The sequence below is a fragment of the Phycicoccus jejuensis genome, from assembly GCF_000720925.1.
Taxonomy (GTDB): domain Bacteria; phylum Actinomycetota; class Actinomycetes; order Actinomycetales; family Dermatophilaceae; genus Phycicoccus; species Phycicoccus jejuensis.
This window is the reverse complement of record NZ_JOEE01000011.1, coordinates 1-13287: the sequence shown is the minus strand read 5'-3', so window position 1 is coordinate 13287 and position 13287 is coordinate 1. Positions and strand designations below refer to the sequence as shown.

At 74.7% G+C, this 13287-nt stretch carries 15 protein-coding genes; 11 read left to right on the top strand and 4 right to left on the bottom strand.

The window, feature by feature from the left end; all coding sequences use genetic code 11:
• Positions 1–10 precede the first annotated feature (10 nt).
• Positions 11–1396: a GH1 family beta-glucosidase gene (locus IG69_RS0117655; RefSeq protein WP_030529489.1), complete on the top strand. Its 1386-nt coding sequence runs from the start codon at positions 11–13 to the stop codon at positions 1394–1396.
• Positions 1397–1415: 19 nt separating this feature from the next.
• Positions 1416–2603, top strand: a complete 1188-nt coding sequence (lhgO, locus tag IG69_RS0117650) for an L-2-hydroxyglutarate oxidase (protein WP_030529488.1) — start codon at positions 1416–1418, stop codon at positions 2601–2603.
• Between the two features lie 33 nt (positions 2604–2636).
• Here the strand turns inward: lhgO and IG69_RS0117645 are convergent, their stop codons facing one another.
• The 4 genes from IG69_RS0117645 to rplM all read right to left on the bottom strand — a co-directional run bounded on the left by IG69_RS0117645 (position 2637) and on the right by rplM (position 5549).
• Positions 2637–3062, bottom strand: coding sequence for an Ohr family peroxiredoxin (locus IG69_RS0117645; protein ID WP_030529487.1), 426 nt, complete (start codon positions 3060–3062; stop codon positions 2637–2639).
• Positions 3063–3130: 68 nt separating this feature from the next.
• Positions 3131–4477, bottom strand: a complete 1347-nt coding sequence (glmM, locus tag IG69_RS0117640; RefSeq protein ID WP_030529486.1) for a phosphoglucosamine mutase — start codon at positions 4475–4477, stop codon at positions 3131–3133.
• 116 nt (positions 4478–4593) lie between these two features.
• Positions 4594–5106: a 30S ribosomal protein S9 gene (rpsI, locus tag IG69_RS0117635; protein ID WP_030529485.1), complete on the bottom strand. Its 513-nt coding sequence runs from the start codon at positions 5104–5106 to the stop codon at positions 4594–4596.
• Positions 5106–5549, bottom strand: coding sequence for a 50S ribosomal protein L13 (gene rplM / locus IG69_RS0117630; RefSeq protein WP_030529484.1), 444 nt, complete (start codon positions 5547–5549; stop codon positions 5106–5108). Before rplM ends, rpsI begins: the two co-directional genes overlap by 1 nt.
• A 220-nt stretch (positions 5550–5769) precedes the next feature.
• Between rplM and IG69_RS0117625 the strand changes: the two genes are divergently transcribed.
• The 9 genes from IG69_RS0117625 to IG69_RS20495 all read left to right on the top strand — a co-directional run.
• Entirely contained in the window at positions 5770–6384 is a 615-nt protein-coding gene (locus IG69_RS0117625; protein WP_030529483.1) for an ArsR/SmtB family transcription factor, read from the top strand.
• Positions 6381–7670, top strand: coding sequence for an MFS transporter (locus tag IG69_RS0117620; protein WP_030529482.1), 1290 nt, complete (start codon positions 6381–6383; stop codon positions 7668–7670). Before IG69_RS0117625 ends, IG69_RS0117620 begins: the two co-directional genes overlap by 4 nt.
• A gap of 69 nt (positions 7671–7739) precedes the next feature.
• Positions 7740–8402: a hypothetical protein gene (locus IG69_RS0117615; protein WP_030529481.1), complete on the top strand. Its 663-nt coding sequence runs from the start codon at positions 7740–7742 to the stop codon at positions 8400–8402.
• A gap of 19 nt (positions 8403–8421) precedes the next feature.
• Positions 8422–8943: a sigma-70 family RNA polymerase sigma factor gene (locus IG69_RS0117610; RefSeq protein WP_030529480.1), complete on the top strand. Its 522-nt coding sequence runs from the start codon at positions 8422–8424 to the stop codon at positions 8941–8943.
• Positions 8940–9605: an anti-sigma factor family protein gene (locus IG69_RS20500; RefSeq protein ID WP_036830580.1), complete on the top strand. Its 666-nt coding sequence runs from the start codon at positions 8940–8942 to the stop codon at positions 9603–9605. The genes IG69_RS0117610 and IG69_RS20500 overlap by 4 nt, the downstream gene beginning before the upstream one ends.
• A 109-nt stretch (positions 9606–9714) precedes the next feature.
• The gene (locus IG69_RS0117600; protein WP_051750713.1) at positions 9715–10923 is read left to right on the top strand and encodes an iron-containing alcohol dehydrogenase; all 1209 of its coding nucleotides are present in this window, start codon (positions 9715–9717) and stop codon (positions 10921–10923) included.
• Positions 10920–12293, top strand: a complete 1374-nt coding sequence (locus tag IG69_RS0117595; protein WP_051750712.1) for a MadS family sensor histidine kinase — start codon at positions 10920–10922, stop codon at positions 12291–12293. Before IG69_RS0117600 ends, IG69_RS0117595 begins: the two co-directional genes overlap by 4 nt.
• Positions 12287–12970, top strand: a complete 684-nt coding sequence (locus tag IG69_RS0117590) for a MadR family response regulator transcription factor (protein ID WP_281174747.1) — start codon at positions 12287–12289, stop codon at positions 12968–12970. Before IG69_RS0117595 ends, IG69_RS0117590 begins: the two co-directional genes overlap by 7 nt.
• A gap of 126 nt (positions 12971–13096) precedes the next feature.
• A partial coding sequence (locus IG69_RS20495; protein WP_036830577.1) for a hypothetical protein occupies positions 13097–13287 on the top strand: 191 nt, incomplete at its 3' end.

Genomic DNA, 13287 nt, shown 5'->3' with positions numbered 1-13287 from the left:
GTTCGTGCGCATGACGACCTCCGAGCTCACCTTCCCCGAGGGCTTCCTCTTCGGCGCCGCCACCGCGAGCTACCAGATCGAGGGCGCGACCAAGGAGGACGGCCGCGGCCAGTCCATCTGGGACACCTTCTCCGCGACCCCGGGCAAGGTCGCGAACGGCGACACCGGCGAGGTCGCGTGCGACCACTACCACCGGGTGCCGGAGGACGTCGCGCTCATGCAGCGGCTCGGGCTCGAGGCCTACCGGTTCTCCGTCGCGTGGCCGCGCATCCAGCCCGACGGCACCGGCCCCGCCAACCCCCTCGGGCTCGCGTTCTACGACCGGCTCGTCGACGAGCTGCTGGGCGCCGGCATCCGCCCGGTCGTCACGCTCTACCACTGGGACCTCCCGCAGGCCCTCGAGGACCGGGCCGGCTGGCGCTCCCGCGACGTCGCCGGCTGGTTCGCCGACTACACCGCCCACGTCGTCGGCGCGCTCGGCGACCGCGTCGTCAACTGGACCACGCTCAACGAGCCGTGGTGCTCCTCGATGCTCAGCCACTCGATCGGGGCCCACGCCCCCGGCCACCGCGACCCGATGGAGGGCCTGCTCACGGCCCACCACCTGATGCTGGCCCACGGCACCGCGGTGCCCGTGATCCGCGAGCACTGCCGCGACGCACAGGTGTCGATCACCCTCAACCCGACCCAGGTCCACGGCCCGGCCGACCCGACGGAGGCCGACCTCGACGCCGTCCGCCGCGCCGACAACGCCCTCAACGGCGTCTTCTTCGGCCCGCTCTTCCACGGCGCCTACCCCGACGGGATGCTCGACGACGTCGCGCACCTCACCGACGGCTCGTTCGTCCACGACGGCGACCTCGCGACGATCGGCGCCCCGCTGGACAACCTCGGCGTCAACAACTACTTCCCCACCCGCGTGCGCGCCACCGCCGACGGCGACGAGCCGGTCGGCAACACCCACCTCCTGCCCGGCTGCGAGCGCGTCTCCGAGATCGACCCCCACCCGCCGGTCACGGCGATGGGCTGGGAGCAGTCGCCGGAGTCGCACCGACTGATCATCGAGCGCTCCGCCCGCGAGTGCGGCCTGCCGGTCTACATCACCGAGAACGGGTCGGCCTGGGACGACACCGTCTCCCCAGACGGCGCCGTCCACGACCCCGAGCGCGTGGCGTACCTGCGCGACCACCTCGGCGCCGTCGCCGACGCGATCGAGGGCGGCACCGACGTCCGCGGCTACTTCGCGTGGAGCCTCCTCGACAACTTCGAGTGGGCCTACGGCTACGACAAGCGCTTCGGCATCGTCCACGTCGACTACGACACCCAGGTGCGGACCATCAAGGACTCCGGCCTCGAGTACGCGCGGGTCATCGCGGAGCACCACGGGCGCGGATGACGCCGGGAGTGGCCGACCGATGAGCCGCCGGGTCGTGGTCGTCGGCGGCGGGATCGTCGGCCTCGCCGTCGCCCACCGGCTCGTCACGGACGACCCCGCGGCTCGGGTCACCGTGCTGGAGAAGGAGTCCGGCTGGGCGAGGCACCAGACCGGGCGCAACAGCGGCGTCGTGCACTCGGGCCTGTACTACCCGCCGGGCAGCGCGAAGGCCCGCTGGTGCCGCAGCGGCGCGGCCGAGCTCCTGGCCTTCGCGCGCGAGCACGGGGTCGCCCACGCCGTCACCGGCAAGCTCGTGGTCGCCACCTCCCCCGACGAGCTGCCCCGCCTGGCCGCGCTCCACGACCGCGGGCTGGCCAACGGTCTCGCCGTGAGCCGCCTCGACGCCGACGGCGCCCGCGCGCACGAGCCGCACGTCGCCGCCCTCGCAGCGCTCCACGTCCCCGAGACCGGGGTCGTCGACTACCCGGGCGTGTGCGCGGCGCTCGTCGACCGCCTCGCAGCCGCCGGCGCCGACCTGCGGCCCGGCACGGAGGTCGTCGGCGGGCACGACGGCCCCCGCGAGGTCGTGGTCGAGACCAACCGCGGGACGGTCACGGCCGACCTCGTCGTCTCCTGCGCCGGCCTGCGGACCGACCTCGTCGCCGAGCGGCTCGGGCACCGGCCGTCGGTGCGCATCGTGCCGTTCCGCGGCGAGTACCGCGAGCTCGCCCCGGAGGCGGCGCGCCTCGTCCGCGGCCTCGTCTACCCCGTCCCCGACCCGGAGCTGCCCTTCCTCGGCGTGCACCTGACGCGCGGCGTCGACGGCCACGTGCACGCGGGCCCGAACGCCGTCCTCGCGCTCGCCCGCGAGGGCTACGGCTGGGGCGTGGTCCGGCCCCGCGAGCTCGCCGGGACGCTCGCGTACCCGGGCCTGTGGCGGCTGGCCCGCCGGCACGCCCGCAGCGGTCTCCACGAGGTCGCGCGCTCGCTCGACGCCCGACGCTTCGGCGACAGCCTGCGCCGGCTCGTCCCCGACCTGCGGGACGAGGACCTGCGCCCGGCCCCCGCCGGCGTCCGCGCCCAGGCGGTACGCCCCGACGGCACGCTCGTCGACGACTTCCTCGTCGAGCGCTCCGGCCGCTGCGTGCACGTCCTCAACGCGCCCTCGCCGGCGGCCACCGCGGCGTTCGCGATCGCCCGACACGTCACCGGCCTCCTCCCGTCGTGACGGGAGGAGGCCGGTGGGGTGGTGCAGGGGGCGTCAGGCGGGCTTGCCGACGACGGTGACGTCGATGTTGCCGCGGGTCGCCTTGCTGTAGGGGCAGAACTCGTGCGCCTTGTCGGCGAGCGCCTGCGCGGTCTCCGCGTCGACACCCGGGATGGTCGTGACGATCTCGACCGCGAGGCCGACACCGGTGGCCGTCTCGCCGAGGGTGACGTCGGCGGTCGTCTCCGCACCGGTGACGTCGATGCCGTCCTGCTGCGCCACGTGCGCGAGCGCGCCGTTGTAGCAGGCGGCGTAGCCGGCCGCGAAGAGCGTCTCCGGGTTGGCGACCGGGTTCGAGGTGCTCGGCTTGCCCAGCTTCACGTCGACGGTGCCGTCGGCGCTCTTGGTGTGGCCGTCACGGCCGCCGGTGGAGGTGGCGGAGATGCTGTAGAACTTCTTGGTCACGGACTCGTGGGGCACGGAGGCTCTCCTTCAACGTCGACAGGTGGTCCCTCGTGCCAACCGAACCCCCGGCGCGGCCATTCCCGTCAGAGGGCCAGTCGCTCCTTGACGACCGCGCAGAGCCGGTCGCAGACCTCGCGGGCGTGCTCCTCGGTCGCGGCCTCGACCATGACGCGCACGACCGGCTCGGTGCCCGACTTGCGCAGCAGCACGCGGCCGGTGCCGGCGAGGGCCTCCTCCTCGGCGCGGACGGCGGCCTGGAGCTCCTCGTCGCTCTCGACGCGCGACTTGTCGACGCCCTTGACGTTGACGAGGACCTGCGGCAGGCGCGACATCACGGTCGCGAGCTCGGCGAGCGGCGTGCCGGTCTCGACGACGCGCGCCGCGAGCATGAGGCCGGTGAGGACCCCGTCGCCGGTCGTGCCGTGCTCGAGCATGATGACGTGCCCGGACTGCTCGCCGCCGAGGGAGTAGCCGGAGCGGCGCATCTCCTCGAGGACGTAGCGGTCGCCGACACCGGTCTGGCGGACCTTGACGCCCTCGCGCTCCATCGCCTGGATCAGGCCGAGGTTGCTCATGACGGTGGCGACGAGGGTGTTCTCGCGCAGCACGCCGCGCTCCTTGAGGGCGACCGCGAGGACGGCCATGATCTGGTCGCCGTCGACCTCGCGGCCGTCGTGGCCCACCGCGAGGCAGCGGTCGGCGTCGCCGTCGTGGGCGATGCCGAGGTCGGCCCCGCGCTCGAGGACGGCCGCCCTGAGCCGGTCGAGGTGCGTCGAGCCGTAGCCGTCGTTGATGTTGAGGCCGTCGGGGTCGGTCCCGATCTCGACGACGTCGGCGCCGGCGAGCCGGAAGACCTCCGGCGAGACCGCGCTCGCGGCGCCGTGCGCGCCGTCGATGACGACGGTCAGGCCGTCGAGGCGGTTCGGCAGCGTGCGCAGCAGGTGCGCGATGTACCGCGCCTGCCCGGCGCGGTTGCTCTGGATGCGGCCGACCTCCGCGCCCTGCGGGCGGTCCCAGTCCTGGCCGATGTGGGCGGCGATCTCGTCCTCGACGGCGTCGGGCAGCTTGTGGCCGCCCTCGGCGAAGAACTTGATGCCGTTGTCGGGCATCGGGTTGTGCGACGCCGAGAGCATCACGCCGAAGGTCGCGCCCATGTCCGCGGTGAGGAAGGCGACCGCCGGGGTCGGCAGGACCCCCACGTCGTGCACGTCGACACCGGCCGAGGCCAGGCCCGCGGTGACCGCGGCGGAGAGGAACTCGCCGCTGGCCCGGGGGTCGCGGCCGACGACCGCGCGGGGGCGGCGGCCCGCCTGCCGGTCGGCGTCACCGAGGACGTGGGCCGCGGCGATGCTCAGGTCGAGCGCGAGCTCGACGGTGATGTCGCGGTTCGCGAGACCACGGACGCCGTCGGTGCCGAAGAGTCGGGACATGCTGGGGGCCTTTCGGTGGTGGGGCAGCGACCGAACCTACCGTGTGGCGGGCCGGGACACGGCGACGGCGGCACCCCCGAGGGGTGCCGCCGTCGGCTCGTCGCGCGGGGCGCGGGTCAGCGCTTGCTGTACTGCGGCGCCTTGCGGGCCTTCTTGAGACCCGCCTTCTTGCGCTCGGGGACGCGGGCGTCACGGGTGAGCAGGCCGGCCTTCTTGAGCGCCGGGCGGTTCAGCTCCTCGTCGACCCCGTTGAGCGAGCGGGCGACACCGAGGCGGACGGCGCCGGCCTGGCCGGAGGGGCCACCGCCGTGCACGCGCACGAGGACGTCGTAGGCGCCGTCGAGCTCGAGGACCTTGAGCGGCTCGTTGACGATCTGCTGGTGGACCTTGTTCGGGAAGTACTGCTCGAGCGAGCGGCCGTTGATCTTCCACTCGCCGCTGCCCGGGACGATCCGGACGCGGGCGACGGCCTGCTTGCGGCGGCCGGTCGCGCCACCGGGCGCCGAGGCGCTCGGGCGGCGGGTCGACTCGGTCGCGACGGTGCCGTCGGACTCGGAGGTGTACTCGGTGACGGGGGCGTCGTTGACGTCCGTCCCGGCGGTCTCGTCGATCTGGGCGTTCTCGGACATCACTGGGCCACCTGGGTGATCTCGAAGGGCTTGGGCTGCTGGGCAGCGTGGGGGTGCTCGGCGCCGCGGTAGACCTTGAGCTTGGTCAGCTGCTGGCGGCCGAGGGAGGTCTTGGGGACCATGCCGCGGATGGCCTTCTCGATCGCCTTCTCCGGGCTCTTGGCGAGCAGCTCGGTGTAGGAGGTCGAGCGCAGACCGCCCGGGAAGCCCGAGTGGCGGTAGGCCTTCTTCTGCTCGGCCTTGGAGCCGGTCAGGGCGACCTTGTCGGCGTTGATGATGATGACGAAGTCACCGGTGTCGACGTGCGGCGCGAAGGTCGGCTTGTGCTTGCCGCGCAGCAGCACGGCCGCCTGGCTCGCGAGCCGGCCGAGCACGACGTCGGTGGCGTCGATGACGTGCCACGCGCGGGTCACGTCGCCCGGCTTCGGGGTGAAGGTACGCATGAGAGTCCTCTTGTTGCGGGTCGGATGGCGTGTGCCGAGTGCTCCCGCGAGGGAGCGACGGCCCTCGTGACAGCGCACGGCACACCAGTCGTCCATGCTACGGACCCGTGCCCCGCTCCCCCAAATCGCCGGCGGATGGTCCCTGACCTGCGGCGATGCCGTCCACATCCTCTCTGCACGACTCTTGTGCAAACAAACTGTGCACAGGTAGTGTGCACACATGGCCTCTTCCGACCCCACCGACGACGGGCACCTGACCGGCCTGCGGCTCGACGCCGCGGCCCTGAAGACCCTCGCCCACCCGCTGCGCAGCCGCCTCCTCTCGGCCCTGCGGGTCGGCGGCCCGGCGACCGCCACCGACCTCGCCGCGGCGCTCGGCACCAACTCCGGGGCGACGTCCTACCACCTGCGCCGCCTCGAGGCGGTCGGCCTCGTCGCCGACACCGGCGACGGCGAGGGCAAGCGCCGGCTGTGGCGCGCCGCCACCGAGAGCCACCAGTGGGAGCCGAGCGACTTCGCCGGCGACGACGACGCCGAGAGCGCGCTCGGCTGGCTCCAGCGCGACTACTCCCGCCACCTCGGCGAGCGCTACGAGCGCTGGCTCGACGTCGAGTCGACGTGGCCGGTCGACTGGCGCGACGCGATGGGGATGGACGACTCGTGGGTCGTCGCCACCCCGGACCAGGCGCGGGCCCTGCGCCAGGAGCTCGACGACGTCGTCGCGCGCTACCGCCGCGTCGGCCAGGGCAACCCCTCGGCCCGCCGGGTCGCCGTCTACGCCGTCATGTACCCGGTCGACCTCGACCGCGCCCCGCGGGGTGGCGAGCAGCGATGAGCACGACGGCGTCGAGCACCGCCCCGCTCACCGCGCGGCAGGCGCTGCGCGTCCTCCTGCTGCTGACCTTCACCCGCTGGTTCCCCGTCGGGCTGGTCATCGGCGTGACCACGCTCCTCGCCCTCGAGCGCGGGATGTCGCTGGCGCAGCTCGGCGTCATCCTCTCGATGCAGGGCTTCGTCGTGCTCGCGCTCGAGCTGCCGACCGGTGGTTTCGCCGACGCCCTCGGTCGCCGCCCGCTGCTCGTGGCCTCCGGCGTCGTCGCGCTCGTGTCCGCGCTCGTCTTCGTCCTCGCGCAGACCTTCGCCGCCTTCTGCGTCGCCCTCCTGCTCCAGGGCGTCTTCCGCGCCCTCGACTCCGGGCCGCTGGAGTCCTGGTACGTCGACACCGCCCAGGCCGACGACCCCGGCGTCCCCGTCGAGCAGGGCCTGGCCCGCGCCGGCACGGTGCTGGGCGTCGCCATCGCGCTCGGTGCCGTCGTCTCCGGCGGGGTCATCGCGTGGCACCCCGTGCGCGCGCTCACCGCGCTCGAGAACGCGTACTGGCTCTCCATCGCCTTCGTCGTCGTCAACCTCGTCGCCACGCTCGTCCTCCTGCGCGAGCCGAGCACGCACGTCGACGCCCGCGGCGTGCGCCGCGCCCTCGACTCCGCGCGCGAGGCGCCCCGTGTCGTCGTGGCCGGCGTCCGGCTGCTCGGCCGCAACGGCGTCCTGCGGGCGCTCGTGCTCGTCGAGGTCTTCTGGAGCGTCGGGATGATCGCCTTCGAGACGTTCATGCCGGTCCGCCTCTCCGAGCTCGTCGGCGGCGAGACCGAGGCCGGCGCGCTCATGGGTCCGGTGTCCGCCGCGGCGTGGGGGCTGTTCGCGGCGGGGTCGGCGGCGGCCGCGCTCGCCGCCCGCCGGGTCGGTGTGACGTGGACGGCCATCGCCTCCCGCGTCCTCCAGGGCGGGTTCGTCGTCGTCATGGCCCTGATGACCGGCCCGGTCGGGCTCGTCACCGCCTTCTTCGTCGTCTACACGCTGCACGGCACCGCGGGCCCGGTCCACAGCACCCTGCTGCACCGCCAGGCCGACGCCGCCAACCGCACCACGGTCCTGTCGGTCAACTCGATGGTGGCCGGCGGCTGCTACAGCCTCGGCCTGCTCGTCCTGGGCCCGCTCGCCGAGGCGACGAGCACCGCGACCGGCATCCTCGTCGCGGGGGCCTTCAGCGTCCTCGGCGCGCTCTGCTACCTCCCCGCGCTGCGCCAGGAGCGCGCCGGAGCGGTGCCCTCGGTCGCCGGCTGAACCGACCGGGCCCCGCCGGCGTACCTCCCCTCGACGGCGGGAGGTACCCGCCGGCCCGAGGAGGACACCGTGGGACCACGCACCGCCCTGACCGTCGCCATCGCGAGCACCGCCGCCGTCGTCGCGGTGGCCGCCGCCTCGCCGAGCCCTGCGGCCGCCGACGGCGACCACGGCCACCGGCAGCGCGGCGCCGAGGTGCGGATCGTCGCCCCCGCCCGCCACGACGTCGTCGGCGTCGCCGGGCGCGCCTGGGCCGTCGACCTGCGCGTGACCGTGCACGGCCCCGACGCGCTGACCCGGTCCGCGTTCACGCCGCAGCTGACCGGCCCCGCCGCGCACGCGAGCACCGCCCCGTTCCCCGGCGCCTTCGCCCCGGGCGCCGACGAGGCGCTGCCCGGGCTCGTCGTCCTCGACTCGACGACCGCGGTCGGCGCCGGGGCGGGCCAGAACCTCGCGGGCCTGTTCAACCTCACCGCGCTCACCGACAACCGGCCCGACCGGGTGTCGGTCATGGACACGTGGATCGTCGGCGCCCCGTCCTTCGGCACGGGCACCCGCTCGACCATCCTCGCCGCGGTCGTCGCCGACCTCGACCACGACGGCCGCTACGACGACGCACCCGCCGTCGTCCCGGACGCGGACGGGGACGGCGACGTCGACGCCCGCGACCTGCGGGCACTCGGGCTGGCGTCCGAGGTCGCCTCGGTGGACTTCGTGGTCACCGGGCCCTGAACGGTCCATCATCTCCCCCATGACCCCACCGGCGGACGAGGCCGCGCTGGCCACGGTGTACGCCGCGCACGCCCCGGCGGTGCGCGCGTACCTGCGGCGCCGCGCGGCCTCCCCGCAGGTGGCCGACGACCTGCTCCAGGAGACGTTCCTGCGGGTGTGGCGGACCATCGGACGGCTCGAGCCCGGGCGCGACGAGCGCGAGGTGCGGGCCTACGTCCTCACCGTCGCCCGCAACGTCGCGACGGACGCGTGGCGCTCCGCGGGCCGCCGGCCCGAGCTCCTCGACGACGGCTCGGTCCTCGAGGCCATGGCCGGGGACGACGGCCTCGAGGAGGCCGTCGACGGCTGGCTCGTGGCGGAGGCGCTGCGGCGGCTGGCGCCGGCCCACCGCGAGGTCGTCCGGCTGCTGTTCCACGAGGGGATGTCGGTGCGCCAGGCCGCCGCGCGGCTCGGGGTGCCAGAGGGCACCGTGAAGTCACGGAGCCACTACGCGGTGCGCGCCCTGCGCGTCGCGTTCGAGGAGATGGGAGTGACCCGGTGACCGAGGACCACGACGAGCTGCGGCACCTGCTCGGGCCCTGGGTCCTCGGCGGGCTCGACGCCGCCGACCGCGCCCGGTTCGGCGCCCACCTCGCCGCCTGCGACGGGTGCCGGGCGGAGGTGGAGGCCGCCACCCCCGTGGCCGGCCTCCTGCGCCGTGTCCCGGAGGACGTGTGGGCCGAGCCCGCCCGGGCGACGACACCCGAGCAGGAGGTGGCCCCGCTCCTCGGCGCCGTGGCCGCGCGGCGCCGCGCCGCTCGCCGACGCGCCGTCGCGCTCGGCGCCCTCGCCGCGGCCGTCGCCCTCCTGGCCGGCGTCGTCCTCGGGGCGCGCCTGGCCGCCGCCGGGTCGCCGCCCCCCTCCACCACGGCCGTGACGCTCGCGTCCACCGTGGGCTCGGGCCCGAGCGGACGGGCCGACCTGGAGCCCCGCCCCTGGGGCACCCAGGTGGCGCTCGAGCTCGCCGACCTCCCCCCGACCGGCCGCTACACCCTCGTCGTCCACGCCACCGACGGCCGCCGGGAGACCGGCGCGACGTGGTCGGCCACCGACCGCGACGTCGTGCGCGTCGTCGGCGCGACATCGCTCCCGGCGGGCCGCATCGCCACCCTCGAGGTCGTGTCGGCGGCGGGCGACACGCTCGCCGAGGGCCACACGACCTGACCGTTCGGAGAGGGGGTGGCCGGTCCCGGCCACGGGCCGGGCGGACGGGTGCGCGTCCCGGCCGAGCGGGCTACCGTTGCTGCCACCCGAGGGGTGCAGGAGGGCCGCGATGACGGCGCTGGGCGGCAACGGAGCCGGGACGACGACCACGACCTGGCCGCTCGACGCCTCGGCGCTCGTCAAGTTCCAGGCCCCCGAGATCGTCTTCGGGATCGGCGCCCTCGCCGAGGCCGGCTACGCCGCCCGCCGGCTCGGGGCGCGCCGGCCGTTCGTCGTCACCGACCCGGGCATCGTCGAGGTCGGGTGGGCCCACGAGCTGCTCGGCCACCTCCGCGAGGTCGGCCTCTCCCCCGTCGTCTGCAGCGACGTCTCGCCCAACCCGCGCGACGTCGAGGTCGCGGCCGCGCACGACCTCTACCGGGCCAACGACTGCGACGTCATCATCGGCCTCGGCGGCGGCTCCGCGATGGACGCCGCCAAGGGGGTCGCGGTGCTCGCCGGCAACGGCGGCTCGATCCTCGACTACCGGGGCGTGGACCAGGTGCACCGCGAGATCCCGCCGCTGCTCATGGTGCCCTCGACCTCCGGCACGGGCGCCGACGTCAGCCAGTTCTGCATCGTCACCGACACCACGCGCCACGTGAAGGTGACGATCATGGGCCGCGCGCTCGTGCCCGACATCTCCATCACCGACCCGCGCCTGCTGACGACGATGCCCGAGTGGCTCAACGCGGCGACCGGCCTCGACGCGCTGACCCACGGCATCGAGGCCTTCGTCTCGCGGGCGCACAACGCACTCGCCGACGTCCACGCGCTCAACGCGGTCGGCCTCGTCAACCAGCACCTCGTCCAGACGATGCGGGCCCCCGACGACCCCGAGGCCCGCACCGGGATGGCCGAGGCGGCGCTCGCCGCCGGTCTCGCCTTCACCAACGCGATCCTCGGCGCGACGCACGCGATGAGCCACCAGGTCGGCGGGCTGCTCGACGCCCCGCACGGCGTCATCAACGGCATCCTCCTGCCACACGTCATCCGCTACAACGCCGAGTCCTCCCCCGACCGCTTCGTGCCGCTCGCGCGCTCCGCCGGGCTGGCCGTCGACGGGATGCCGCCGGCCGAGGCCGCCGAGGCCCTCGCGGTGAAGGTGCGCGTCATGGCCGACGAGGTCGGGGTACCGCTGTCGCTGCGCTCGCTCGGCATCACCGAGGAGCACCTCGTCACGCTGTCGCAGAACTCGCTCGAGGACGCCTGCCTGACGACCAACCCGCGCCCCACGGACGCGGCCGACATCGAGCGCATCTTCCGGGCGGCGCTGTGACCGAGGGCGCGACCGACCTCTCGCGCCTGACCGGGGTGCGGTCCGGCAAGAACTCCTACTACCCGGCGTACGTGCGCTCCACCGAGCGCACCCAGCGCGCGGTGCGCGCGATGGACACGATCTCGCGGGCCGTCGTCCGCACCGTCGAGGGACCGCGGGGGCTGCTCGAGGAGGTGGCGCGGGCGGCGGCCGACCACCTCGACGCCGACTGGGCGGTGCTCGCCCTCGCCGACAGCCACCTCGAGCGCGCCCGGCCCCGCTTCGTCGTCATCGGCCCGGACCGCCGCAGCGTCGGCGACCCCACCGAGGTGCCCGAGGCCGTGCGCCTCGAGCTGTCGGCGGTGCGCTCGGGCTACGCCGGGCCCTCGGCGCGCACCGACGTCTGGGTCCGCGTCCCGATGTACCTCGAGGGGCGCCGCGTCGGCGGGCTCGCCGCACGCCACGGGCTCCACGAGGAGCCGGAGCCGGAGGACCTCGCCGTGCTGCGCATCCTCGCCAACCAGGCGGCGGTCTCGCTGCACACGAGCGAGCAGTACCAGGCCGGGCTGTCGCTGCACCGGCGCGCCCAGCGGCTGCACGAGGAGGCACGGGCGCAGGCGCGCGACCTCGCGACACGCACGGCCGAGCTCGAGGCGGCGGAGCACCGGCTCGCGGTCGCCGAGCAGCGCGAGCTCGTCGACGCCGAGCGGCACCGCATCGCCCGCGAGCTGCACGACAGCGTCACGCAGTACGTGCTCTCGGCGGGGATGGCCGTCGAGGTCGCGCGCGGGGAGGCCGAGGCGCTCGGCGCGCGGCAGGTCGGGGCGCAGCTGCAGACCGCGAAGTCGTTGACGCAGACGGCGGTCGAGCAGCTGCGCACCGCGATCTTCGCCCTGACCCGTCCGCACACCGACTCGGTCGCGTCGCTCGAGGACCTGCTGCGCGAGGTCGTCCACCACCACCGGCCGATGCTCGACATCCAGGTGCGCGTCGCGGGGCGGACGACCGCGCTCGGGCACGACGTGCACCACGAGGTCGCCCGGGTCGTCGGCGAGGCCCTGTTCAACGTCGTCACCCACGCCGGGGCGCGGCGCGCGGTCCTGCGGGTGCGGTGGATGCCGGACGCCCTCGTCGTGTCGGTGTCCGATGACGGCGACGGCGAGCCCGCCGCGCTGCGCCGAATGCTCCAGCTCGAGCGCCGGACGGTGCGAGACGGCCGGCACCAGGGCCTGGCCAACATGGACTCCCGCGTCCGGGGGCTGGGCGGGACGCTGGCCTTCCGTCGCTCGCGGCTGGGCGGCGTCCGGCTCACCTTCCGCGTCCCCCTGCCCGTCGTCCGGGTCCCCGCCGGGCTCGCTCCCCCGACCGCCGAGGAGGCCACGCCGTGCTGAGCACCGCCGACGTCCGAGACACCCCCGCCGACCGCGAGACCATCGGCGTCATGCTCGTCGACGACCACGCGATCGTCCGGCAGGGCCTGCGGTCCGTCCTCGAGCGCGAGCCCGACATCACCGTCGTCGCGGAGGCCTCCTCGCGCGGAGAGGCGCTGGCCGTCCTCGAGCGCGTGACCCCGCGCGTGGTCCTCCTCGACCTCAAGCTGTCGTCGTCGAGCGACACCGAGGGCCTCGAGCTCGCGCAGGCGATCAGCGCCGGGCACCCGAGCGTGGCCGTCCTCGTGCTGACGACGTTCCTCGACGAGCAGCTCGTCCTCGAGGCGGTGCGCGCGGGTGCACGCGGCTACGTCGTCAAGGACGTCGACACCGCGGCGCTCGTGCGCGCCATCCACGACGTGAGCAAGGGCGAGTCGGCGTTCGACGCACGGTCCGCGGCGGCGATGGTGCGCGGGATGCAGGCGCCTCCGCAGCCGGTCACCCCGACCCTGTCGGCGCGCGAGGACGAGGTGCTCCAGCTCCTCGCACGAGGGTTGTCCAACAAGGAGATCGGCAAGCGGCTCTACATCTCGGAGACCACCGCGAAGTTCCACGTCGGCAACATCCTGCGCAAGCTCGAGGTGTCGGGGCGCGCCGAGGCGGTCTACGAGGCGACGAAGCGCGGGCTGCTCTCCTAGCGCCGAGCGACCTCGGTCGCGGCTGCAGGACAACGGTTTTCCACAGTGAGGTAGGACGGCGGCCGTCGTCCACAGGCGCCCGGGCGGGACGGGTGGGCTGTCGGTGGCCGGTGCCAGGATGGTCACATGTCCACGGGGACAGCCGAACTCGAGGAGCGCCGCTCCCGGCTCGAGGCTGCCCGCGATGCCCTGACCGGGCTCGACGAGGCCCTGACCGAAGCGTGCGGGGACGGGTTGGGTGAGCTGATGGAGCTGCTCGACGAGGTCGCCGCGCGGGCCTCTGCTGCCCGGGTCGTGGTCGTGCTGGAGGCCGTGCG

Bases quoted from the DNA above. Each gene is read 5' to 3' on its own strand.
- IG69_RS0117655 (WP_030529489.1), top strand. From the start codon at position 11: ATGACGACCTCCGAGCTCACCTTCCCCGAGGGCTTCCTCTTCGGCGCC.
- lhgO (WP_030529488.1), top strand. From the start codon at position 1,416: ATGAGCCGCCGGGTCGTGGTCGTCGGCGGCGGGATCGTCGGCCTCGCC.
- glmM (WP_030529486.1), bottom strand. From the start codon at position 4,477: ATGTCCCGACTCTTCGGCACCGACGGCGTCCGTGGTCTCGCGAACCGC.
- rpsI (WP_030529485.1), bottom strand. From the start codon at position 5,106: ATGTCCGAGAACGCCCAGATCGACGAGACCGCCGGGACGGACGTCAAC.
- rplM (WP_030529484.1), bottom strand. From the start codon at position 5,549: ATGCGTACCTTCACCCCGAAGCCGGGCGACGTGACCCGCGCGTGGCAC.
- IG69_RS0117625 (WP_030529483.1), top strand. From the start codon at position 5,770: ATGGCCTCTTCCGACCCCACCGACGACGGGCACCTGACCGGCCTGCGG.
- IG69_RS0117620 (WP_030529482.1), top strand. From the start codon at position 6,381: ATGAGCACGACGGCGTCGAGCACCGCCCCGCTCACCGCGCGGCAGGCG.
- IG69_RS0117610 (WP_030529480.1), top strand. From the start codon at position 8,422: ATGACCCCACCGGCGGACGAGGCCGCGCTGGCCACGGTGTACGCCGCG.
- IG69_RS0117600 (WP_051750713.1), top strand. From the start codon at position 9,715: ATGACGGCGCTGGGCGGCAACGGAGCCGGGACGACGACCACGACCTGG.